General features: G+C 40.3%; 27 protein-coding genes. 3 read left to right on the top strand and 24 right to left on the bottom strand.

Annotated features, from left to right (window positions below):
• The first annotated feature begins 183 nt into the window (after positions 1-183).
• Both nhaA and CYO89_RS08685 read left to right on the top strand, forming a co-directional pair.
• Complete coding sequence (gene nhaA / locus CYO89_RS08690) at positions 184-1,344, top strand: Na+/H+ antiporter NhaA (protein ID WP_103597984.1); 1,161 nt, start codon at positions 184-186, stop codon at positions 1,342-1,344.
• Between the two features lie 3 nt (positions 1,345-1,347).
• Positions 1,348-1,578 carry a hypothetical protein gene (locus CYO89_RS08685; protein WP_181001910.1) on the top strand — a complete coding sequence of 77 codons (231 nt, stop codon included), beginning with the start codon at positions 1,348-1,350 and terminating at the stop codon, positions 1,576-1,578.
• A gap of 72 nt (positions 1,579-1,650) precedes the next feature.
• Here the strand turns inward: CYO89_RS08685 and CYO89_RS08680 are convergent, their stop codons facing one another.
• The 24 genes from CYO89_RS08680 to CYO89_RS08565 form a co-directional block, all read right to left on the bottom strand.
• A complete protein-coding gene (locus CYO89_RS08680) occupies positions 1,651-2,121 on the bottom strand; it encodes a FixH family protein (RefSeq protein ID WP_103597983.1) in 471 nt (156 codons plus the stop codon).
• Positions 2,114-2,683: a hypothetical protein gene (locus tag CYO89_RS08675; protein WP_103597982.1), complete on the bottom strand. Its 570-nt coding sequence runs from the start codon at positions 2,681-2,683 to the stop codon at positions 2,114-2,116. The genes CYO89_RS08680 and CYO89_RS08675 overlap by 8 nt, the downstream gene beginning before the upstream one ends.
• 106 nt (positions 2,684-2,789) lie before the next feature.
• A complete protein-coding gene (locus tag CYO89_RS08670; protein ID WP_021084770.1) occupies positions 2,790-3,002 on the bottom strand; it encodes a DUF4006 family protein in 213 nt (70 codons plus the stop codon).
• Positions 3,002-3,865 carry a cbb3-type cytochrome c oxidase N-terminal domain-containing protein gene (locus CYO89_RS08665; protein ID WP_103597981.1) on the bottom strand — a complete coding sequence of 288 codons (864 nt, stop codon included), beginning with the start codon at positions 3,863-3,865 and terminating at the stop codon, positions 3,002-3,004. The genes CYO89_RS08670 and CYO89_RS08665 overlap by 1 nt, the downstream gene beginning before the upstream one ends.
• Positions 3,853-4,065 (bottom strand): cytochrome c oxidase, cbb3-type, CcoQ subunit, encoded by a 213-nt coding sequence (locus tag CYO89_RS08660; RefSeq protein WP_002939259.1) that lies wholly within the window; start codon positions 4,063-4,065, stop codon positions 3,853-3,855. Before CYO89_RS08660 ends, CYO89_RS08665 begins: the two co-directional genes overlap by 13 nt.
• A gap of 9 nt (positions 4,066-4,074) precedes the next feature.
• Positions 4,075-4,740 (bottom strand): cytochrome-c oxidase, cbb3-type subunit II, encoded by a 666-nt coding sequence (gene ccoO, locus CYO89_RS08655; protein WP_103597980.1) that lies wholly within the window; start codon positions 4,738-4,740, stop codon positions 4,075-4,077.
• Positions 4,740-6,230, bottom strand: a complete 1,491-nt coding sequence (gene ccoN / locus CYO89_RS08650; RefSeq protein WP_009294848.1) for a cytochrome-c oxidase, cbb3-type subunit I — start codon at positions 6,228-6,230, stop codon at positions 4,740-4,742. The genes ccoO and ccoN overlap by 1 nt, the downstream gene beginning before the upstream one ends.
• 92 nt (positions 6,231-6,322) lie before the next feature.
• Positions 6,323-7,006, bottom strand: coding sequence for a response regulator transcription factor (locus CYO89_RS08645; RefSeq protein WP_012001191.1), 684 nt, complete (start codon positions 7,004-7,006; stop codon positions 6,323-6,325).
• On the bottom strand, positions 6,999-7,739 hold the full coding sequence (locus CYO89_RS08640; protein ID WP_103597979.1) for a sensor histidine kinase: 741 nt from the start codon (positions 7,737-7,739) through the stop codon (positions 6,999-7,001). Before CYO89_RS08640 ends, CYO89_RS08645 begins: the two co-directional genes overlap by 8 nt.
• Positions 7,732-8,376, bottom strand: a complete 645-nt coding sequence (locus CYO89_RS08635; protein ID WP_103598059.1) for a sulfite exporter TauE/SafE family protein — start codon at positions 8,374-8,376, stop codon at positions 7,732-7,734. The genes CYO89_RS08640 and CYO89_RS08635 overlap by 8 nt, the downstream gene beginning before the upstream one ends.
• A gap of 22 nt (positions 8,377-8,398) precedes the next feature.
• Positions 8,399-9,517, bottom strand: a complete 1,119-nt coding sequence (gene carA / locus CYO89_RS08630) for a glutamine-hydrolyzing carbamoyl-phosphate synthase small subunit (protein ID WP_103570631.1) — start codon at positions 9,515-9,517, stop codon at positions 8,399-8,401.
• Positions 9,517-10,068 (bottom strand): DUF507 family protein, encoded by a 552-nt coding sequence (locus tag CYO89_RS08625; protein WP_012001188.1) that lies wholly within the window; start codon positions 10,066-10,068, stop codon positions 9,517-9,519. Before CYO89_RS08625 ends, carA begins: the two co-directional genes overlap by 1 nt.
• A 49-nt stretch (positions 10,069-10,117) precedes the next feature.
• Positions 10,118-10,558, bottom strand: a complete 441-nt coding sequence (locus tag CYO89_RS08620; RefSeq protein WP_103597978.1) for an isoleucyl-tRNA synthetase — start codon at positions 10,556-10,558, stop codon at positions 10,118-10,120.
• Between the two features lie 248 nt (positions 10,559-10,806).
• Positions 10,807-11,667 (bottom strand): formate/nitrite transporter family protein, encoded by an 861-nt coding sequence (locus CYO89_RS08615; protein ID WP_103569455.1) that lies wholly within the window; start codon positions 11,665-11,667, stop codon positions 10,807-10,809.
• 184 nt (positions 11,668-11,851) lie between these two features.
• On the bottom strand, positions 11,852-12,298 hold the full coding sequence (locus CYO89_RS08610) for a hydrogenase 3 maturation endopeptidase HyCI (protein WP_021087517.1): 447 nt from the start codon (positions 12,296-12,298) through the stop codon (positions 11,852-11,854).
• Entirely contained in the window at positions 12,298-12,642 is a 345-nt protein-coding gene (locus CYO89_RS08605) for a formate hydrogenlyase maturation HycH family protein (RefSeq protein ID WP_021084790.1), read from the bottom strand. The genes CYO89_RS08610 and CYO89_RS08605 overlap by 1 nt, the downstream gene beginning before the upstream one ends.
• Complete coding sequence (locus tag CYO89_RS08600) at positions 12,639-13,463, bottom strand: NADH-quinone oxidoreductase subunit B family protein (protein WP_103567767.1); 825 nt, start codon at positions 13,461-13,463, stop codon at positions 12,639-12,641. The genes CYO89_RS08605 and CYO89_RS08600 overlap by 4 nt, the downstream gene beginning before the upstream one ends.
• Positions 13,460-13,999 carry a formate hydrogenlyase complex iron-sulfur subunit gene (locus CYO89_RS08595; RefSeq protein ID WP_002939210.1) on the bottom strand — a complete coding sequence of 180 codons (540 nt, stop codon included), beginning with the start codon at positions 13,997-13,999 and terminating at the stop codon, positions 13,460-13,462. Before CYO89_RS08595 ends, CYO89_RS08600 begins: the two co-directional genes overlap by 4 nt.
• Complete coding sequence (locus CYO89_RS08590; RefSeq protein WP_009294856.1) at positions 13,996-15,732, bottom strand: NADH-quinone oxidoreductase subunit C; 1,737 nt, start codon at positions 15,730-15,732, stop codon at positions 13,996-13,998. Before CYO89_RS08590 ends, CYO89_RS08595 begins: the two co-directional genes overlap by 4 nt.
• On the bottom strand, positions 15,729-17,210 hold the full coding sequence (locus CYO89_RS08585; protein ID WP_012001182.1) for a hydrogenase 4 subunit F: 1,482 nt from the start codon (positions 17,208-17,210) through the stop codon (positions 15,729-15,731). The genes CYO89_RS08590 and CYO89_RS08585 overlap by 4 nt, the downstream gene beginning before the upstream one ends.
• 2 nt (positions 17,211-17,212) lie before the next feature.
• The gene (gene hyfE, locus CYO89_RS08580) at positions 17,213-17,857 is read right to left on the bottom strand and encodes a hydrogenase 4 membrane subunit (RefSeq protein WP_012001181.1); all 645 of its coding nucleotides are present in this window, start codon (positions 17,855-17,857) and stop codon (positions 17,213-17,215) included.
• Position 17,858: 1 nt separating this feature from the next.
• Complete coding sequence (locus CYO89_RS08575) at positions 17,859-18,779, bottom strand: respiratory chain complex I subunit 1 family protein (protein ID WP_002939300.1); 921 nt, start codon at positions 18,777-18,779, stop codon at positions 17,859-17,861.
• Positions 18,780-18,788: 9 nt separating this feature from the next.
• Entirely contained in the window at positions 18,789-20,756 is a 1,968-nt protein-coding gene (locus tag CYO89_RS08570) for a proton-conducting transporter membrane subunit (protein ID WP_002939304.1), read from the bottom strand.
• Position 20,757: 1 nt separating this feature from the next.
• Positions 20,758-21,327, bottom strand: a complete 570-nt coding sequence (locus CYO89_RS08565) for a 4Fe-4S dicluster domain-containing protein (protein WP_002939266.1) — start codon at positions 21,325-21,327, stop codon at positions 20,758-20,760.
• 417 nt (positions 21,328-21,744) lie between these two features.
• On the opposite strand from CYO89_RS08565, the gene CYO89_RS08560 reads away from it, so the two are divergent.
• Positions 21,745-22,830 (top strand): MBL fold metallo-hydrolase, encoded by a 1,086-nt coding sequence (locus CYO89_RS08560; RefSeq protein WP_103597977.1) that lies wholly within the window; start codon positions 21,745-21,747, stop codon positions 22,828-22,830.
• The last annotated feature ends 19 nt before the right edge of the window (positions 22,831-22,849 follow it).

The following is a 22,849-nucleotide window of genomic DNA, read 5'->3' as shown; positions in this document are numbered from 1 at the left end:
GCTCCTTAATCTATAAAAACCGTGCGCAAGCGTCCCGCTCCCGCAAGCGCGGCATGGCAAATTTTAGCGACGCGTCTACTAAATTTACCTTTAAATTTGACTTGACTATAGCCAAATTCGCCCGAATTTTATGCGAGCGTAAAAATACGCTATAATAGCCAAAATTTATAAAAAGGAAGCAAAATGAGCGGAATAAAAGAGTTTTTAAAACACGAAGCCAGCGGCGGGATTTTGCTGATGATCGCTACGGTCGCGGCGCTACTGTGTCAAAACACGTTTTTGAGCGATTTTTACAACGAATTTTTAAAGACCAAATTTACCGTAAGCTTCGGCGAATACGGACTAAGCAAACCCCTGATCTTGTGGGTGAACGACGGATTGATGGCGGTATTTTTCTTTCTCATCGGACTCGAGCTAAAGCGCGAGGTTTTGGAGGGCGAGCTAAAAAATCCGTCGCAAATCGCGCTGCCTGCCATCGGCGCGGCAGGCGGCCTGATAGTGCCCGCGGTTATCTTCTATTTTTTTACCAAGCACGACTCCTTCGCGCTTGGCGGCTGGGCGATACCGACGGCGACGGATATCGCGTTTGCTCTGGGGATTTTGAGCCTACTCGGGCCTCGCGTACCGACTAGTTTAAAAATTTTCCTCATGACGCTAGCGATCGTCGACGACCTTTGCGCGATCGTGATTATCGCGCTATTTTACACGAGCGAGCTTAACGCCCAAATGCTTGCGGTCGCAAGCGTTTGTCTAGCCGCGCTTTTTGCGCTAAACAGACTCGGCGTAAAGAGCAAGGCGGCATATCTGATCGTAGGCGCGGTGATGTGGGTAGCAGTGCTAAAATCAGGCGTTCACGCCACGCTTGCGGGCGTCGTGGCGGCCTTTTTCATACCGCTTAGCTTTAAAGACGAGCCGGGCAAATCTATGCTAAAAAGCATCGAGCACGACCTGCACGGCTGGGTGGCGTTTGGCGTGCTGCCGATATTTGCCTTCGCAAACGCAGGCATCTCACTGCGAGGCGTCGGACTGGACGAGATTTTGTCTCCAGTCGCGCTAGGCACGGCGCTGGGGCTTTTCGTCGGCAAGCAAGTCGGGGTATTTTCTTTTAGCTTTTTGGCGATCAAATTTAAGCTAGCCAAGCTGCCAGAAGGGTCAAATTTCATCCAACTTTACGGCATTGCGGTACTTTGCGGCGTAGGATTTACGATGAGCCTTTTCATTAACGGCTTAGCCTACAACGACACGGACGCCTTTGCCTACACCGACAAGCTTGCTATCTTGCTAGGTTCGGTAGTTTCAGGCGCCGCAGGGTTTATATTGCTAAAATTTAGCACCAAAAACTAAAGCGTGCGCATAAAAGAGTGCAAGATACAGATAGAAACGATCGTCGAAAAGTGCGAGATAAAGGAGTGGTTTTGCATAGTCACTTGCAAGATAGTTGGCATCTTTGTTGATGAAAATTTGTTAAAAGATGAAAAGCTAGATACTAAAAAATACTCGCCGCTTATATATAAATTTAAAGAGTACGTCAAGACTAGCAAGCGTTTGGGCTTAAATTTTGGCTTTAAAGAGCTCTGATCTAACATTTAGCGAATTTGCAGGTAAATTTATTTGATTTTGGCTAAAAGAGACTTTAGGTGCAAATTTAACTTACTTTGTAGCGTTAAAATCAAATTTATAATATCTCGTATCTTGCTTGTCGCTTAGCCTTAAAAGTAGCTGCCACCTGCCCTCTTTTAGGCCAACACTCTCGCTTACAAGCTCGTTTTCTTGCCATGAAGCGTTTAATGTTTTGTTGTCTTTGTTTGTTTGTGGACGGGTAAGTAAAATTTCATATCTAAGGCTTGAAATTTCGCCATTTTTTGGTGTTAGGAGAAATTTAAACTTACCCTGCAAACCTTTAAATTCTGGCTCAAATTTAAGGCCAAATTTCTCATCAAACCTAGCCTCGCTCTCTTTTATAAATGTGATGTTTTCATCGACGCTTTGATGACTTTGCATATAAGCGCTATCCATCTCGACTGGGTTGTTGATCGCAACAACGATGGTTGCGGCGCAAGCCAAGATGATAGCAACTATACTAAGCACGATACCGTAAGGCCAAAAGCTCTTTTTAGCCATTTTTTACCTTTTTATAAAAGATGATGAGCACGAAAAATGCGATCAAGCCGTAGATAAAGATTCGCAAGAAATTTAAGGTCGTCTTGTTTGAGCTGCCGATGCCACTTTCTAGCTTTAAATTTAAGCTCTCAGCGATCTGCTCGGCGATATCAGCGTAGCCGTTTAAGATAGCGGCGTTATAGACGTCTTTGCCGTTTTTTGAGACCAAAATGGGGATAATGGTGCCTGATTCTGGATTTACACTTAGAATTTGCTCCTTGTTAAAGAGCTTTGAAGTGTTTGTATCGCTAAAAATTTCAACCTTTTGTTTATCTTTTATGAGCACTAAAAATACAAAAGGTGAGCTTAAATTTTGCTCTTTAAAAAGCGCGTCTAGCTCGCCATCTTTATATACGCCAACTACTAAATTTATGCCGCTTTTTTGATAAAGCTCACTGCCGATCTCATTTAGTTTTTGGCTCACTTTTTGGCTTAAAATTCCATCATCATTGATAACAAAATTTGCACCCCAAGCCAAATTTTGCCACAGCAAAATGATAAAAATGAGTGCAAATTTCTTCAAATTTAACCTACAAATAGGTGATTTGGCGTAAGTACTGACCAGGCACAAATGGCGCCTGCGACGACTATTAGCAGGATAATGGCTTTTTCTATTATGCCTAGCATCGCTACTCCTTTACAATGACGTGTTTAGCGTTATCTACGCTCTTCATCTCGATGCTAGCTGCATCTTTTAGTGAGTAAGGTTTGGTTGCGACCTCTTTTTGCAAGCCGATGCCAACGTATGTAAGCACCGCTAGGATAGAGAGCAAAAGCACCACCGCTATTAAAAAACCGCTAATGCCGTTTAAGGCAAAGATGTTTCTATTTTTATTTTCCATTATTCGCCCTTTGATAGCGATATGACGTACTCGCCAACTGCTTTTTGCTGGATATCATTTAGCCTGCCATCATTAAATTTAGGCATAGTGCCGATCGCTCCTTTTTTGCCACGATTTAGCACATCAGCCACAAAGCTAGCCGAGCCATATTTGCTAAGATCAACTGACATACCATCCATGCCCTTGCCATCTTCGCCGTGGCATGAGGCACAAGCAGCATAAAGCTCTTTGCCAGTGGCTACTAAATTTTCATTTTTAGTGCTTTTTATAGCGCTTATCTCTTTAGCTACGTAAGCTGCGATCGCCTTTGCGCCATCAGCATCGGCTAAGCCTGCTGGCATCTCGCCCATTGGATAATCAAGCCCTTTTGAGCCATTTAGTATAGTCTCGACTATGCCTTTTTCGCTGCCCCAAATTTGTAAATTTGCAGCCTTGCCGCCTATGCCATCGCCTGTGATGCCGTGACATGCTGAGCACTGCACGAGATAGATACTTTCGCCCATAGCGTGAAGCGTCTCTTTGCTTGGGTTTGCATACTCTTTTTCAAATTTGGCGTTTGCTTCTTTGACCTCTTTGTTGTATTCGCCGATTTGTGAGTAAGAATTTAGTGGGTAGCCCAGCAAATAGTACCAGATCGCCCAAACTAGCGCTAGTAAAAAGACGACCGCCCAGCCAAGTGGGACAGGGTTTTTGTATTCTCCTATGCCGTCCCAGTTGTGCTCGCTAAGCTCAACACTCTCATCTTTTTTAACCTTCATCTGCCCCACGTACCTGCCAGCTACAACGATGGTAAGCACGATGATTAGAGCCGCTCCTATAAGAGCTAGTAAATTTACATTATCTTCTAAATTTAGCCATTGCATACGCTCTCCTTTGTAGCCTTACGCTCTAAAATTTCGCCACCGATCTCATCGTTAAGCGCTAGTTTTGAGTACTTCTCGTAGTTTCTTCTGCCAGTTTTTTCGCTCTTATAAAGATGAAAAAAATAAGCATACAAAGTGATCGCCAAAAATGCTGTCAAGAAAAAATAGCCATAAGCCTGAAACTCTCTAATGTTCTCCATCTTACGCTCCTACTTTAGGCTATTTAGATAAGCAATCAGTGCTACGATCTGGCGAATTTCACCTTTTTCAAATGCACTTTTTACCTGCTCATCTTTCATATTTTCAACGATAGCTGCAGCCTCAGCCTTGACGTTAGCATTTGTCTGCTCTAGCGTGCCAAGAGCTGGCATATCTTTTTCGTCATAAGGCGTGTTAAAGACCTTTTTAACCGTTAGCGCTTCAGCGTAAGCAGTCTCTATGTCAGCATTTTTCTTAAATAAAAATGGATATGCTGGCATGATCGAGCCTGGCACTACTGAGGCTGGATTTAGCATGTGATTTTCATGCCAGTCAGTCGTTCTATAGTTGCCCACACGCATAAGATCTGGACCTGTTCTTTTTGAGCCCCAAAGGTGCGGACGATCATAGGCAAATTCGCCACTTAGCGAGTACATGCCGTATCTATCAGTCTCAGCTTTAAACGGACGGATCATTTGAGAGTGGCAGGTGTTGCAGCCATTTTGCATATAGATATTTTTGCCAGCTAGCTCTAAAACGGTGTAAGGCTTTGTGCCCTCAAGCGGCCTAGCTCTGTTTGCAAAGTCTGGCAAAATTTCAACTATGCCAGCGTAAGCGATGACTATAAAGACGCAAACTGCAAAAAAGAATGGATTTTTTTCTAGCCAAGTAAACATCACATCACCTCCGCGCTAGCTTTTGCCCCGCCGCCCATTGGCGAAGCGCTTTTTGGCTCTGCTAAGATAGCTTTAGCAGAAGTTGATTTGTAGATGTTATAAGCAAACATCAAGAAGCCAACTAGATAAAGAAGTCCGCCAATAGCCCTTATATAGTAGTATGGGATAAGCACAACTACTGTATCTATAAACGAGTAGAGTAAATTTCCGTAGCTATCAGTCGCTCTCCACATCATACCTTGTGTGATACCAGCGATCCACATAGACGCGAAGTATAAGACGATACCTGTTGTTTGTATCCAAAACTGAGCTTCCATTAGCGACTTTGAGTAAATTTCACGCTTAAACACGCGCGGTGTCATGTGATAAAGTGCCGCCATGATCATAAAGCCAACCCAGCCAAGAGCGCCGTCATGAACATGTCCTGGCACCCAGTCAGTAAAGTGCGCTAGAGCATTTACAGACTTGATAGAAAGTATCGGGCCTTCAAGTGTCGAGAACATATAAAATGTCGAAGCTAGAACCATAAATTTAATAAGCGGACTCTCTCTAAGCTGCGCCCACTCGCCCTTCATCGTAAGAAGGATGTTTATCGCTGAACCCCACGAAGGCAGGATCAAAACGATAGAAAAGACTGAGCCCATAGTCTGCATCCAATCAGGCGTAGCAGAGTAAATGAGGTGGTGTCCGCCAGCCCAAAGGTAGATGAACATCAGACCCCAAAATGAAAATAGCGATAGTTTATATGAAAATATCGGCTGACCGCTCTCTTTTGGCAAGAAATAATAAATTTGAGCGATGATCGCCACTGTAAAGACGAATGCAACCGCGTTGTGGCCGTACCACCACTGAACCAAAGCGTCGTTTGAGCCAGCGTACATAGATACAGAGTGTAGCCATGAGCCATATCCGCTAACAAGTCTTGTTGGAACTTCCATATTGTTAAATAGATATAGCATCGCAACGCCAAGAAATGTAGCGATGTAGTACCAAACTGAAATGTAAAGTGTCTTTTCGCGGCGGATACCAATGAGGCCAAATATACTAACCCCCCAAAGCACCCAAACAACAACCACTGCGATATCTAGTGGCCACTCAAGCTCGGCGTACTCTTTAGCTGTGCTCTCGCCCATAAAAAGTGTAACAACAGCCAAAATCATAACAAGCATATATAGCCAAAAGTGAAGCTTGCCGATAAACATCAAAAATGGCGACTCGCTCATCGAGACCTTCAAAACACGCTGTCCGATGTAGTACCATGTGGCAAAGATGCCTGAGAGCATGAAGCCAAAAATGATGCCATTAGTATGAAGAGGACGCAACCTCCCAAACGCCGAATATTCGCCGGCTATGTAGTTAAGCTCTGGACAGGCCATTTGAAAAGCTATAACTACGCCAACAACCATGCCTATGATACCAAAGAGTATCGTGGCAAACATAAATAGCTTTGCTACACTATAATCATAGTGTAGTAGCTGAGATGGTCGCATAAAATATCCTCCTAGTTAAATTTATATTAATGATTCGTTATTTTAAAGTATAAGAACTATAAAAAAACTTAATTAATATAAATTCTCATTAACTAAGAAAGTCTTCTGTCTATTTTGTAACCAAGTCCTGGGACATTTTTTATAAAGTTGTTGCCAACTTTGTCTCTAACACGCTTAACAAAGGTTCTAATAGCTGCTTCAGTAACGCTCTCGCCAACCCAAACGACGCTTTTGATCTCATCATGAAGCACAAGCGTACCAAGTCTTTTTATCAAAAGTGAGATAAATGCGAGCTCTTTTTTAGTAAGTGAAATTTCAACGCCATCTCTGATAAGTACGCGCTTAATTTTGTTAAAGCTATATCCGTTTGCAACTTGTATGATGTTTGCAGTTTCTATCTTGCTTTTTGCGACATTTTCTATCGTTTTTAAAAGATCGTCTGCCATGATAGGTTTTATGAGATACTTATCAACGCCAACATCGATAGCCTTTAATAAAGTCTCTTTTTCGCTATGCGCACTTAGGACGATGACAGGTGTGTCTTTAGAAATTTCTTTGATATATCTTGTCATATCAAGTCCATCACTAATTGGCATAAATACATCTGTAATTACCATATTTGGGTTGTATTTTTTAAATTTTTTCAAACCTTCATCACCATTTTGAGCAGTAAAAACTTTTTCAAAATTGTCACTTAGCACATCGTGCATGATCTTTTTGCTGTCGCTATCGTCTTCGACAAGCAAAACCGTTAGGTTCTTTAAAATTTTATTCATCTATCTCTCCTTTGTGTGGTAACTTTATTAAAAAACAGGCCCCATTGTCGCTGTTGCCCGCTGTTATTTCTGCGTTAAATTGATCGATTATTTGCTTTGACATATAAAGTCCTAAACCAGTGCCTTTAGCATTTTCTTTGGTGGTAAAATATGGCTTAAATATCTCATCTATCACATTTTTATCTATGCCACCGCCATTATCTTCTATGCTTAGGTAAGCAAATTTTTCGTCATTATCAATCTTTATTTTTATATTTTTATCTTCTATCTTTTTTAAATTTAGTGCGTCTTTTGCGTTGTTTAGTAAATTTATAATGACTTGCATGAGTCTGTTTTTGTGACCATAAATTTTAGAGTCCCTTAGCACTTCAAGCTCTATACGAATGCCATCTTTTTTCATCACGCCTTTTACGATCTGTATCGATGCTCTAGCTGCATCTGCTAGGCCAAATTCTTGCGAAAGTGTGTTTGGGTTTAAAAACGAGCTAAACTCATCAGTAGTTTCTGACATATACTTTATGATCTGCATAGCCCTCTCATAAGAGCCAATAAATTCGCCATCTTCGCTGCCTGCAAGCTTTTTCATCTTATATAAAACTAAGCTTAACTCATTTAGCGGCTGCTTCCACTGGTGAGTTATATTTGCCATCATCTCGCCCATCATCACAAGTTTAGCAATCCTCATACCCTCGCTACTTGATAGAAAATTTTCATCTAAATTTAAACTAGGCATTTGCTCTATATCCTAAAAATGATAGATAAAGTCCGTTTAAGATCATTATGCAAGCTGAGAGCTTAAACATGATCTCTTTAAATTTCTCTCTTAGTAAGCCAAAAACAAAGCTAGCTAGCAACATCGCTGGTAAGGTGCAAAGCCCAAAGATAAGCATTATCAGGGATGCGTCAGCCACATTTGCGCTTAAAACTCCAAGTGCTAAGAAATAATAGACCACGCCGCAAGGCAAAAGCCCATTTAAAAAGCCAAGTAGCAAGAAATTTGCCAAATTTCTCTTTTGCATGCTTGTTTTTGCCATTTTTACTATAAATTTAAGTGCTTTTTCGCTCTCAATAAATTTTAAAAGCTCACCCCTAAAAAGCAGTGCGATACCAATAAATGCGATCACTAAGCCAACTATGAAAAATATCACGCCTCTTGCTTGCACACCAAAACTAATGGCTGCTCCAAAAGCGCCAAACAAGGCTCCCAAAGCCACATAAGCAAAAATTCTAGCTAGGTTATAAAGCGCGCTTAGCATTAAAATTTCACTCTTGCTTTTGCCTTTAAAAAATAGAGCTTGCAAGCTCAAAAACCCGCTACACATACCCACACAATGACTAAAGCTGCTCAAAAGCGCAACTGAGATAATCATGTAAAGGCTTATGTTTTGCATATTATAAAATTTCTAAAAACTGCTTAAATATATATTTGCTCTCGTTAGGGCCGCTGCTTGCTTCTGGGTGATGTTGCACCGAGAAGATCGGATAGTCCTTGTATCTTACGCCCTCGATCGTGTTGTCAAACAAATTTCTATGTGTCACAACCGCTACTTCAGCGATGCTCTCTGGCACGTTGTAGTTGTGATTTTGCGTTGTTATCTCGATCGCTTTTGTCTCTAAATTTAAGACTGGATGGTTTGCTCCATGCTGACCAAATTTAAGTTTATATGTCTCGTATCCAAAGGCATTTGAAAGCAGCTGATGTCCAAGACAGATGCCAAATATCGGGATTTTTGCCTCTATCATTTTTTTGATTTCAGCGATTTCAGCCTTTAAATTCTTTGGCTCGCCTGGACCATTTGATAAAAATACCCCGTTTATCTCGCCATTTTTAAATTTATCTATCAAAACTTCAGCCTTAGTATCGTGTGGCACGACGATGACCTCAAGACCAGTTTCACATAGCTCATTTAGGATATTTCTCTTTACGCCAAAGTCAAAAACAGCTATCTTTTTGCCGATACTTTTTAGCGGCTTATATGATTTTAAATTTCTATCCCAAGCGCCTTTTTTGTGCTCGTACTCGTCCATTGCGCTAACTGTTTTTACGTAGTTTATATTTTCTATGCGTCCGCTGCTTTCAAGCCTGCGTTTTAGCTCGTCTTTGTCGCTTATCTGCGTTGAGATGTAGGCCATCAAAGCGCCTTCATCACGTAGCATCTTTGTTAAATATCTAGTATCAACGTCATAAACGCCAAATTTGCCCTGCTCTTCGAAAAATTTGCCCAAAGATTTTTGCGAGCGGTAGTTTGAAGGAATTTCATTGTAGTTTCTCATTATGACGCCACTTGCATGAATTCTAAGGCTCTCCATATCATCTTCGTTTATGCCAACGATGCCGATCTCTGGCATAGTAAAGACGATAAACTGACCAGCATAGCTTGGATCGCTCATGATCTCTTCATAGCCAGTCATAGAGGTATTAAAAACGAGCTCGCCTGCACACTCGCCGTGAGCACCAAAGGCTTTTGCCTCTAAAAAAACGCCGTTTTCAATGTAAATATAAGCTTTCATTAAAGCATTCCTCTTTTTTTAAGCTCATCTTGATACAAACGCTCAAAAATCAGGTCGTATTCGTCAGTTCCTGGGATCAGTTTGCGTTTGTAGTTTTGCATCATCTCATAGACGCTATCTTCTATCTTCTCATAGCTCTTTAGATACTCATCTATCGAGCCATATATCACGTTTTTTACGCGGTTTTCAGATACGCTATAATCAACTAACCCGCTCTTCCAAATAGTCTCAAGTATCTTGTGAGCGACATTGCTAAATCTATCTTCATGAGTTAAAATGACGTCAAATTCGCCAGCAAGTTTCTTTTTAACGAGCCAAAACATATTTTTGCGGTCGATTTGCATCGTTTGCATCTCGTCCTCGTTTTTCTCTAAAAGCTCATTTACTCGCTCGTCTAGCGCTCTTTCTTTTTGAACGTCAGTAGTTAAAATTTCACTTGCTTTTGCTACGATTGGCTCAATACCTTTGTTTAACTTTACAAAACCACAGTTTAAAAGATCTATTGCTATTTTATGTGAGACATAAGGTACGTGTGGAAGTTTTATACGCATTTTAAACCTTTAAATTTTTATGCCATTGTAACTAAATAAAGGTAAAACTTTACTTTGAAATTTTAACGACTTTATCATTGTCACTTCTTAGAAAATAAATTTCTCTTCGTCCGTCATAAAGGACTTTGCCGCTTGTTTTCTGCTCGTTTTGTAAATTTGAAGATAGATCCATCTCAAGTGGCTTACTCATAAAATAAGCCTCGCCCAAGCTTCGTCCAAAATCAGGATACCAACTAAGTGCACAAAGCAGGAGCAGGAGCAGATAAAAGGCTCTAAAAATTTTCCTAAATGGCGCGTAAAAGAAACAATATCCAAATATAAAAAACACAGGTAAAAGCCACAAAAAAGGCACATTATCTACAAAAATCACATTGAAATACTCATTTATGCCATAAAATGAAAAGTAGTTGTTGTAAATTCCAACAAATAGCGTAAAAATAGGAGCAAGAACAAATATAATGCCAGTAAAAAATGCATTGAAAAATTTCATAGACTCTCCTTTTTTCGTGGGATTATATTAAATTTTAGCTTTATTATTGCTCTAAATTTATTAGCCAAGATGTTTTAAACTCCAAAATGTCACAAATTTTCAAATAAGGGGGAGTTAAAACGATAAATTTAAAATGAGTGTGACATTTTTTAGATGAAAAATAAGAGATTTTTTTGAAACTTTTAAGGTAAAAAAGAGAAATTTGTAATTTAGCCTTTGCCATAAAAGCAAAGACTAAAAGGGAGTTTTTAAGCTTTTTTCTTCATATCAAATTTATTAGCCATGAAGCCAACAAGACCAACAAAGAAAAGACCACCGCAGATGTTACCAAGTGTAACTGGAAGCAAGTTTTTGCTTAAGAAATTTGTCCAGTTGATGACATCTAGTTTATCAGCTGTAGTGTGAAGTAAAGCTGCTGCTGCGTTGATATCGCCACCACTTGCTGCTATATAGTGAGCTTTAGAGATGATAGCTTCAGTGATGATGAACATATTTGCAACGCAGTGCTCCATTGAGCAAGCAACGAATGCACCGATCATCCACATAATGGCAAAGAATTTACCAGATAGGTTGCTCTCGCTTGTCGCAGTCCAGATAGACATACAAACAAAGACGTTACAAAAGATACCACGAAGAAATAGCTCATGAAATGGTGCTGTGATCTTGCCAATAGCTGCTGGCACGAAGTGTTGCAAGATGTAGCCGTCATACTTTAGTGGCAAACCAGAGTAGTAGTACATATAAGCGATCAATGCACCGCCAACGAAGTTAAATATCCAAACAATTACCCAGTAGCTTATGGTTTTGCCAAGTGGCAATTTGCCCTCATACGCACTAACACCGCTTAAAACAGAGCTAGTAAATAGGTGACCGCCATAAAATACAACCATCATGAGGCCGCAGCTAAATGTGATACCACCGATGAAGTTTGAAAGACCGATAGACTGTTTTTCAGCCATACCAACTGTTGAGTGAGCCCAGAAGATATCACCCATCGCAATAGCAGCACCAGCCATGATAGCAAGAAATATAATGCTTACAAGTGGCGTATGGGCTTTATGCTCCATTGAATTTGAGACCGCTTGAGCGGTTTCTGCCGGATTTAACATCACGTCTCCTTTTTATTTAACCTTCTTTGATCTATAAGAAATAAAAGCAAAGAAGCAGTGCCAAAGATAGAGATTTTAGCGTCAAAATTTAATGTTTAAAAATTAGTTTTACACTAAATTTCAAATCCAAAATGATCAAATTTATCTTTAGCAAACCCCAGATTAAATTTAGCTCTTACTAAATTTAACCAACTAAATTTTTATCAATCTCTACAATTCTTAAAAAAGCTTTTCTGGCACTTTTTTTAGCCTGCTCGCTTAGGCCCTCTTCAAAATCAAGGACATTTTCAAGCAAGACACTAATGCCAAGAAAAAGCGTCTTTGGGCAAATTTTACGCAAATAACTTAAAAGCACCGGCGTTGGTAGGTTGTGGGTTGAGTAGATGTAGTCTCTATCGTCACTTAGGTCAAAAAACTCTATCTTATCCTCATCAAAGCCGCTCATCGCATCGACTACTATCAAAATGTCAGGCGCAAATTCTCTAATAGCTGAAAATTCGTTCTCAGGCACATCTTGCCCAAAAAAGACCTTCCACTCTTTTAGCTCAGTTTCTACGATGCGGCCGACTTCATTGCCAACATCATCGTCGCCACGCATAGGATTACCGATGCAAAGGATGGCCTTTTTCATCAAAAGTCCTTCCTAAGCACGATATATCCCTCTTTTAAATTTGCCAAAATTTCTTTAAGCTTACACTCACAAAGCTGTGGCAAGAGTCTAGCGATATGCTCAGCAAAAATTTCAACTTCAAAATACTTGCTTAAATTTCCGATCTTAAATTTCACATATTCGCCTGAGTTTTTGATCATCTCGTCAAATTCCTCATCGCTTAGCTCTAAGATCTTCTCACTAAAATCAATCGTACCAACGCCGTGCCCCACGCAAGTGGAGAAAACTTTTATCTCCTTTAGCTCGCGTGGAAGCTTTTCGTTGTCGTCCATATGCCTTTTTGTAAGCTTATAAACTTGTATCATCTTTTACTCCAAACCTCACTATCAACATCAATCGCAAAATTTTTACCAGCTTTTGCATATTTTAGATAGACATCGTTGTGTAAAAGTGCCATGCACTCAGCATATCTAGGATCATCTTCTTTTTTGATAGCTGCTATGACCGCTTCACGTGCAAGCTCTGGGTTGTGGATATCGCTTGAGGCTTTGATAGCGTCCATATATTTTTCAAATAGTGTTCTACCAAAGATATAACTCATCAGCCTTTTACTTTCAGCATGCAAGTCACGTTCAAACAAGATATCGCCCATTACTGACTTTTTAACTGGAGGAGGTGTGGTGCTATCATTTTCATAGCTTTTTTTGTGTAGCTTTTGATCAATGATGCCAAGAGCCATACCTAGACCATAAATAACACTTGCTGGGTGTGGAGGGCAGCCTGGGATATAGACATCAACTGGTATGATCTTATCTATACCACCCCAAACGCTGTAAGCGTCATGAAAAATTCCACCAGTACTTCCACAAGCACCAAAAGCAACTACGATCTTAGGATCTGGAGCTGCTTCATAAGCACGAAGAAGTGGGTAGTACATCTGTCTTGTGACTGGTCCTGAGCAAAGCAAGATATCAGCGTGTCTTGGGTTTGCTACAAGCTTAAATCCAAAGCGCTCTGGGTCCCACATCGGAGTGATAGCAGCGAAAATTTCGATCTCACAACCGTTGCAGCTTCCGCAGTCGATCCTATAAACGCTAAAGCTTCTTTTGATATTTTTTAAATGCTCTAGCTTTGCAGTTAGGTCATTTGCTGTTTTTATGTCCTCTGGGACTTGATATAGACTCATTTTATAGCCTCCTCAACGCCTTTTGTTAGCCTCTCAGCAGATTGATTTTTCTTGCACTCTGGGCAGATAAAAAGGTACTCTTTTGCCTCTTCAAGTCTACCTGGGAGTAAATTTGCTGTGCCAAGCTTTTCAAGGGTGAAATTTATAAGCCTTTTTGGCGTAAATGGTTTGCCGCAGCATTTGCAAGTTTGCATCTCAAGCTCGCCTCTTTGGATAAGAGCACTCTTGTCAAATTTAACCGCAAGCTCAAAGCTATCGCTAAGTCTTACGGCTCCAGTTGGGCAAACCTCATCGCAGCGACCGCAGAATATGCAGCGACCACAGTCAAACTGCCAAACAAGCCTTGTTTGCTCATCGTTCATCTTAAGCTCTATTGCGTTACTAGGACAAGCGATACCGCAAGCTGCACAACCTATACAAAGATCGTATGTATAGTCTGGCTGACCGCGGAAATTCTCAGGCACAATATATGGCTCAAATGGATAGGCGTATGTCGCCTTTCCATATTTTTCTGTGATGTCAAATAACTTCATCATCTTAAATCCTTCTTACTAACCCCGCCATCTTGACAGAATTTTTTAAGGTCTTTTTCTGTTAAAATTTTACTTTTTTTAGTCCTTACATCAACCAAAGTAACACGCTCGGTGCATGAGTAGCAAGGGTCAAGTGAGCAAACGATAAGTGCAGCGTCACTTATGTTGTTTCCTCTAAATTGATACCTTAGGCTTGGCCAGTTGTTATATGTCGCAGCCCTACATCTCCAGCGATATACTTTTTGAGCACTACCTTGCATGATCCAGTGAACGTTCTCACCACGTGGTGCTTCATCGTGACCAAGTGCGAAATTCTCAGGCTTGATCATAGTCACAGGATCGATCATGATAGGTGTTTGAGGCATCATCTCAAAGCATTGGCGAATGATGTGGATAGAGCTTTTTAGCTCTTTATATCTAACCATCTCACGAGCAAAAACGTCGCAACCATGCTCAACTGCTACTTCAAATTCTATCTGTTTGAAGAAGTCGTATGGGTGATCGTAGCGGTTATCACGTTTAAAGCCAGAACCTCTCATGTTTGGACCAACTGGGCTAAAGTCACGTGCTATTTGGCGGTCCAAGATACCTACACCTTTCCAGCGTCCGATTTGGCGTTTATCTTCCAAAACTGCATCCCAAATTTCTGAAATTTGAATGTCAAGTTTGTTGATGATCTCTAAGCCTTTTTTGATCTCATGGTTTGTCATATCACGTCTTAAGCCACCCATAACAACGTTGCCGTATGTTTTACGTCCGCCAGTTACAAGTTGAGCTAGCTCCATAGAGTACTCACGAACCCTAAAGATATGCATGAAAGCATTGTAGTTACCAGTAACCTCACAAGCTAGACCGATATTTAAAAGGTGGCTGTGAAGACGCTCGATCTCAAGACAGATGACGCGTATAGCTTGAGCTCTTAGTGGGATTTCAAGCTTGATAGCTTTTTCTGCTGCTTCGATACAAGCTATAGCATGAGCATAACCGCAAATTCCGCAAACACGCTCTGCAAGATAGCCCATTTGATCATAGTTCATTCTGTTTTCAGCTAGCTTCTCCATACCGCGGTGTTGATAGAACAAGCGGTAGTCAGCGTCAATAATCTCATCACCGTCGCAGAAAAGTCTAAAGTGACCTGGCTCATCAGATGTAACGTGTAGTGGTCCAAGTGGCACATCGACTACTGCATCGCCTGTTGGAAATAAAAACTCCGCATCAGGCTCATCTCTGTGATCAACTGGATCAGGGCGGTAGCGGTAGTCCATAGCATCTTTTCTAAGTGGGTGAAGTCCGTCTGGCCAGTCATCACTTAAAACTAGACGTCTTTTATCAGGTAGTCCCTCGGCTACTAGGCCAAACATATCATAAGCTTCTCTTTCATACCAGACACAAGCTGGTACAAGTGGAGTAACTGATGGAAATGTCGGATCGCTTCCTGGGATAAGTGTTTTAACTGTGATAAAGCACTTATCCTCAGCTGCAAAGTCGTCGGCCTCAGTCATCTTGCTACCTTCCATTGAGATAGCATAGTAAAGCGCATAGCAGCCATTTATCTGGCGCTCGTCGTTTGGTATCATAGTGCTTATAAAGCCACCGATATCATAATAAAGTGTCTTAACAGCTAGTGGAAGATCATTTCTATCAACCAAAACTGTGATCTGATCGTCTGCTTGACGAGTTACTTCTAAAATTTTTACCTTTGTTTTTAGAATTTCAACAAATTTATCGCCTCTCATTTTAAAGCTCCCATCATTATATTAACACCGTTATTTACTAGCGTATAAAAGCTATCTACGTGCCATACGCCAAAGATTATGATAAGGGCACAGAGTGCTATAAGAGGTAAATTTTCAAACAAACTCATCTCTTTATTATGAACAACCACACCTTTTGGCTCGCCAAAGCTTGCCATATTAAAGTGCGCAAAGTCAGCTATGAAAATAACTGCAAGTGCAATAGCAAATAGCGCAACTGCGATATATTGACCACTTGTGATAGCTCCAACGAAGACGTTATATTCGCTAACAAATATAGCAAATGCTGGAACACCAACTAGTGAGCATACAGCTGCACCAAACATAATAGTTGTAATAGGTGCGATCTTAACCATGCCGCCCATCTTACTCATATCTTTGTGGCCGTAAATTCTTGCTATGTTACCTGTTGAGCAGAAAGCCAAAGCTTTTGTGAAGCTGTGAGCTAAGCAGTGGAATATCGCTGCAAATAGACCAAATTTACCGCCAACACCAAGTGCAAATGCGATAACACCCATGTGAACGATTGAGTGGTATGCAAACATTCTTTTTACGTTGTGTTGTCTTATTAGGAAAAATCCTGCTACAAAAAGTGTGATAGTTCCTGAAACGATCATCACGCCTTCAACAAAGCTAAATCCAACTGCTTGAGCTGTGATAGCGTAGTATCTTAAAAGTGCAAGCATCGCACATTTTAAAAGTACGCCTGATAGCAATGCTGAGATAGGTGCTGGACCTTCAGCGTGAACGTCTGGCAACCAAGTGTGAGTTGGAGCAAGACCAGCTTTTGTACCAAAACCAATTAGCGCAAACACAAAGATAAGTTTTGCTGCATCTGGGTTTAAATTTTTAGCGTTAGCCATTATGCTTGAAAACTGCATAGAAGCCTCTCCGTCTCCTAGTGTGCTATATGTAGCTGAGTATAGAAGAACGGTTGCATAAAGAGCAAATGCTAGACCGATTGAGCAAAGAACGATGTATTTGTAACCACTCTCTGTTGATTTTTGATCTTTGTGTATAGCAACCAAAAATACAGAAGCTAGTGTAGTAGCCTCGATAGCTGCCCACATAAACGCAACGTTGTTGCAAATAACGCTTAAAGTCATTGTAAAGATAAATACATGGCTTAGTGCGTAGTATTTTTTAAGATCGCTTAAGTGGATGTGTCCATCTTCAAGTTCCCATCTCATGTAATGGATAGAGTAGAAATTTACTATAAATCCAGTTACAGCGATAAGCACCAAGAAAACACAGCCTAAGCTATCTAAGAATAAAAATTTATCAAAACTATAAAAAGTTCCGCCACTTAAAACTTTAAGAACATTGTTAAGTAAAGCCACTGATGTCGCAGCAGAAAACAAGACATGAAGTCCGCTAAGTACTGCATAGTTTTTAGGACTTAAAAACAAGATCAAAGCACCAAGGAGCGGTAAGATAAGTATTAAAGCTAAACTATCCATCTCTAACCCCTTAAATTTGAAGCTTTAGAAGTATCTAAGCTATCATAAGCTTTATAAAATCTAATCGCTAGAACGCTCATGATAATAACAGCAAATATCGCATCTGTTAAAATTCCAAGCTCAACTAGCTCATGTGAGTTGTAAGCCATTAGAGCAAGGCTTAGGTGGATACCGTTTTCAAACAAGCAGTAAGCTAGAATTTGTTTTATAAATGAGTTTCTTAGCATAAAGCCAAAAATTCCCATCATAAAGACTGTTCCAGCAGCGATTAGCATGATCTCTTCTTTGATAAGAGAGAATTTTAAAAATATAGGGTGGATACTCATTGAAAGAGCTAGAGAAAATCCCATAGCAATAACAGGACTTACAAAAAATCCACCAACTGGCTCATCTTCGCTAACTACGCCAAGTTTTTTGATAAGCCAGAACAAAATTCCTGGCACGAAAAGAACTTTGGTAAAAAACGCAACGATCGCCCAAGTTTTTAGCTGCTCAGCGTTAAATTTCTCAGATAGCAAGAAAAATATACTAACTAAAAGTAGTGTCTCTATCGCATAAGCGATGATTGAGAGTTTCAAGCTTCTAAGACCAAAAACCGCAAGCGAAGTTACGATCATGCAAATGGCTAATATATCTAGTGTTTGCATCTCACGCTCCTACTACATAAAGTGTTAGTGCAACAAACGAAATAGCAAGTGCACCAAGAGCATTTTTGCGTAAAGATGAAGTCATTTTAAAGCGTGGTCCAAAGTTGTCTATAAATACAGCTGCGACGTAAAATACTCCAGTTTTTATCACAAAAACGATAATAGCTAAGAAAGGATTGCTAAAATTCCATGGCTCAAATATGCTTAGGAAAAGTCCGATCATAGCAAACTGTTTTAATATAAGTGATGCTTGAACTAAGCCAAGGTCGCTACCAGCATACTCACCAAGAACACCCTCTTGAAGCTCTTGTTCTGCTTCAGCTAAGTCAAATGGCTTTCTACCAGTCTCAACATACATACACCACAAAAATGCGATAGAAGCAACGGCAAAACTTGGAATTTGATATCCGATAACGCCAGTTCTTACCATTTCTTGGATCTCAACTAAATTTGATGTTTTAGCTGCAAGCATAACTACGATCAAGCACATAATCATAACTGGCTCAACATAAACACCAAGCATTTGCTCCCTGCCGCCACCTGTTGCTGCAAATGGGTTGCCGCTATCCATTGAAGCTGCACCAAATACAAATCTAAGTAGCGCACCAAGATAGAGGATAACAAATATATCTGAATATGCTCCAAATACAGTGTCTTTGCTATAAGTGATAGGTATAGCAGCTAGCACTGCAGCTGAAGTTGCAAAAAGGAAAAATGGAGCCCATCTAAATACCCAGTGAGAGCACTCAGGGACGGTTCTTCCTCTTCTAAAAAGCTTTATAATGTCGCGATATGTTTGAAAGAAATCGCTACCTTGTTTTGATTGAAGTTTAGCTCTAAGTTTTCTTGCCATACCATCAAACAAAGGAGCTACCAAAACGATAACGACTACTTGAAATATCATTAAAAGTATAGTTTGCATTTTCGTCTCCTAAACTAAAAAGTAGCCCACAGCAAGTATGACACAAAGATATAGCAAGATATAAAGTGCATATACATTTGTATAACCACTTTGAACGATACCTAACTTATCAGCAAATTTCACACACCATTTAATGACTGGCTCATAAAACATTCCCCACCAAATATCTTTTGGATGGTTGTGATACTCAACCGCGTCAAAATAATTTCTAGTAACTACTTTTTTATCAGCTCTAAATAGCCATTGCATAATCTTTCTAAGGTCGCCAGTGAATGGACCACCTGTCATTTGCATACGTGAGCTATATTTAAAGCCACAAGCCCAAGGATCAGTTTCGCGCGGTTTATCTCTGTTTGCTTTCATAACAGCAAGGATGATAAATGGCAAAATCATAGTCGCACATAGGACTAAAGCGATAAGTGGAGTTGAGATCATGCTGCCCATAGGTGAAGTTACATTTATAGCACCAAGGCTAGCTTTATAGTCGCTTATAGCGATAGAATTTACAGCTTGCATGATGTAATCAACTATGTAGTTTGCGCCAAGACCAAAGCCAACGCAGCCTATCATTAGGATGATCATACCAAGAACCATACCTATCGGACTCTCTTTAGCATTTTCCCAAATTTTTTGATCTCTTGGAGTACCTGCAAAGATAACAGCGTAAAGTTTAAGGTGCATACCAACCAAAACGCCTGTTAGCGCAAGAGCTACAACGCCAAGTGTAAATGCATATCTAACTAATGTTCCTTCTCCCATAGCACCTTGAAGCATACCTTGATATGTAAACCACTCTGAAACAAAGCCATTTACTGGAGGTAAAGCTGCGATACCCATGATACCTATAAACATACCAAGGCTTGTCCATGGCATTTTTTTAGCAAGACCACCAAGGATGTCCATATTTTGTGTATGAGTAGCGTGGATAACTGAACCAGCGCAAAGGAAAAGCAGACCTTTAAATATAGCGTGGTTAACTACGTGGTAGCAACCTGCTAGAAAACCTACTGCTGCAAGTGTTAAATTTCCAGCTGCAACGCCGTAGATACCAGTACCAAGACCTAGTAAGATGATGCCTATGTTCTCAACTGAGTGATAAGCAAGCAAGGCTTTGAAGTCGTGTTGGCAAAGAGCGTATAAAACACCAAATAGTGAGCTAGCTGCACCAAGAGCGAGTATTGTAAGACCAAAGTATGTGCTAAGTGGTAGGTAAAGTGTAAATTTAACTAGTGTAAATAGAGCAACTTTAATCATAACGCCTGACATAAGGGCTGAAACGTTTGATGGTGCTGCCGGGTGAGCTTGTGGAAGCCAAACGTGGAATGGCCACATACCAGCCTTACTACCAAAGCCGACCAAGAATAGTACAAATACAGCAGCAGAAGCGCCAAATGGCATCTTAACACCCATAAATGCGCTAAATTCAAAGCTTCCTGCATAGTAAGCTGTGATAAGCAAGCCACAGGTTATACAAAATGCACCGATTTGTGCGATACCAAGATATACCATAACCGCTTTAAGTGTATTTTTACCGTCATTGACGATGATAAGAAATGATGATACAAGAGTCATAAGCTCCCATAAAACAACAAAGCAAAATACATTGTCAGCACTGATTACTAGAAGCATTGAAAGGATAAATGTGTTAAACAAACATGCAAACACACCAACATTTGCTTTTTTTATGTACTCTTCTGCATAGCTCATACCATAAACACTACTTGCAAATCCGATGAAAACAACGACAAAGCTGAAGAAATTTCCAAGTGGATTTAGTGCAAATTTTGGCGAATACAAAAAGCCATCCATAAGAGCAAAGCTATCACTTACTCCCATATTTGCAACGAAGTGACACATCGCATAAAAGCAGCTTATAGCACTTAGTCCAAAACCAACTTTAACAGCGGCTTTTGGAGCGCAGTAGAGCAAGATGCTAACGACGGCACTTACAAGAAATAGCATATAAACCGTAGTCATCTTATGCTCCTTGTCCGTTTAAAATTTTAGTAGCAAATTTATTCGCTGCTTCGTAGTCTATCCTCTTGCCAAGCTTATGTTTACCCTCTTCTGGATCAACCATTATAAGAGCGCTTGTTGGGCATACATCAACGCAAGCTGGTCCATTTTCACGGCCAAAGCACATATCACATTTTACTGCGATGTTTTTTGCGCCTGATTGAGACTCTACTTCAAGATAGTATTTTGGCTCGACAGCGTAATTTACTGAAGGCATAAGCTCTGCACTTGAGCTTATCGCACCATAAGGGCAAGCGATCGTGCACATCTTGCAACCTATACAAATTTCCTCGTGAAGCTCGATGCAATTATCGTTAAATCGCAACGCTCCAGTTGGGCATACATTTGCGCAAGGGCCATCGTCGCATTGCCTGCACTGAGTCGGCATAACACCGCTAGCTTCTCTTAAGACGCTTAGCCTTGCACGTGATAGTTTGCCGCGTTCATAAGCACTTTTAAAACATGCAGCCATACAGGTCGCACATCCTATGCAGCGTTTAGAATCGGCAATCACAAATTTATGTTTTTTCATAAATTCCTCCTAAAAAACAAGGCAAGACCGCCCTGCTCACTAATAGAGTGATTGTTAATCACATGAATAGAGATAGTTAAATTTTTATTTAACATCTCAAACGCTCCTTCCTGAAATTTTTGAAACAATTCTATAACTTCTGGCGATTAAATTCCGTCAGCTATCTGACAAATTTTGTATTTTTGAAATTAAATTTTTATTTTATATTAGTTTAAGATATGCTATTAAACGGCGTTGTTTTCGTGTGATTAATCAAAAAAGATTAATATTTCATAACAGATAATTACTAAAAAGAGTAAAATTATCTTAATTAAGTTTAAACTTAAAAATTAATTCTTTAAGTTTGGATTTATTAAATAAAACTGAAATTTAAAAACCTAAAATATAATTCAACCTTTAAATTTAAAAAGGTTATTGATGGAAATTTTTATAGTTATAGTTTTATTTATTGCTTCAGTTTTTGTTTTTATAAAATTTGCCCCAGTTTTTGGCGGCACGCCAGATGTTAAGAGTCAAAAGCTCATGGAAGCATCGCCAAATTTTAACGGCAAAGTTTTTATAAATTTAGAGCCGACAATCGATCTAGTAAAGAAAAGTCCGCAAGCATCTATGCTAAATTTCACCCTCCAAGCGCTCTTTCCACCAAAGGGCAAGCTGCCAAAGTGTCCTTTGCCAAATTTAAAATTTGACGCAAACGCCCTCAAAAATGGCGAGTTTATCTGGCTTGGGCACGTTAGCCTAATCTGCAAGCTTGATGGCAAAACCATCATCACAGACCCAGTTTTGCACCGAGCATTCCCTCTGCCAGTTGGCGGCAAGCCCTTTGCCTACGAGCACGCCATCACCGCTAGCGACTACCCAGAGGTGATCGACATCGCCCTCATCTCGCACGATCACTACGACCATCTTGACTATAAAACAATCCTTGAGCTAAAGGATAGGATAGCCAAATTTCTAGTACCGCTTGGCGTCAAGGCTCACCTCGTAAAATGGGGCGTAAACGCAGATAAAATTTACGAGTTTGACTGGTTTAATGAGCAAAAGATAGGAAATTTAAACTTTACTTTTTGTCCCTCAAGGCACTTTAGCGGGCGCACATTTAAAAGAAATACCACGCTTTGGGGCGGCTGGGCGGTAGAGGAGGCTGACTTTAGCTTTTATTTTAGCGGTGATGGCGGATATGGTAAGTATTTTAAGATGATAAATGAGAAATTTGGTGGCTTTGATCTAGTTTTCATAGAAAATGGCGCTTACAGCGATGGCTGGCCTTACTTGCACATGAAGCCAGAGGAGTCAGCGCAAGCGCTAAAAGATCTTGGTGCAAGGCTTGGCGTGCCGGTGCATTGGGGCAAATTTGATCTTTCTTATCACGCTTGGGATGAGCCGATCAAGCGCTTTGAAAAGGCGGCTACAAAACTTGAGCTAAACTACGCAACACCGATGATCGGAGAGGTTTTCACCGTTCAAAATCCACCTAGAAAAAAATGGTGGGATGAAATTTAGGAATAAAATTTGCTCTAAA

This window comes from Campylobacter concisus (genome assembly GCF_002913765.1).
GTDB lineage: Bacteria > Campylobacterota > Campylobacteria > Campylobacterales > Campylobacteraceae > Campylobacter_A > Campylobacter_A concisus_BB.
This window is presented reverse-complemented; position numbering and strand designations above follow the sequence as displayed.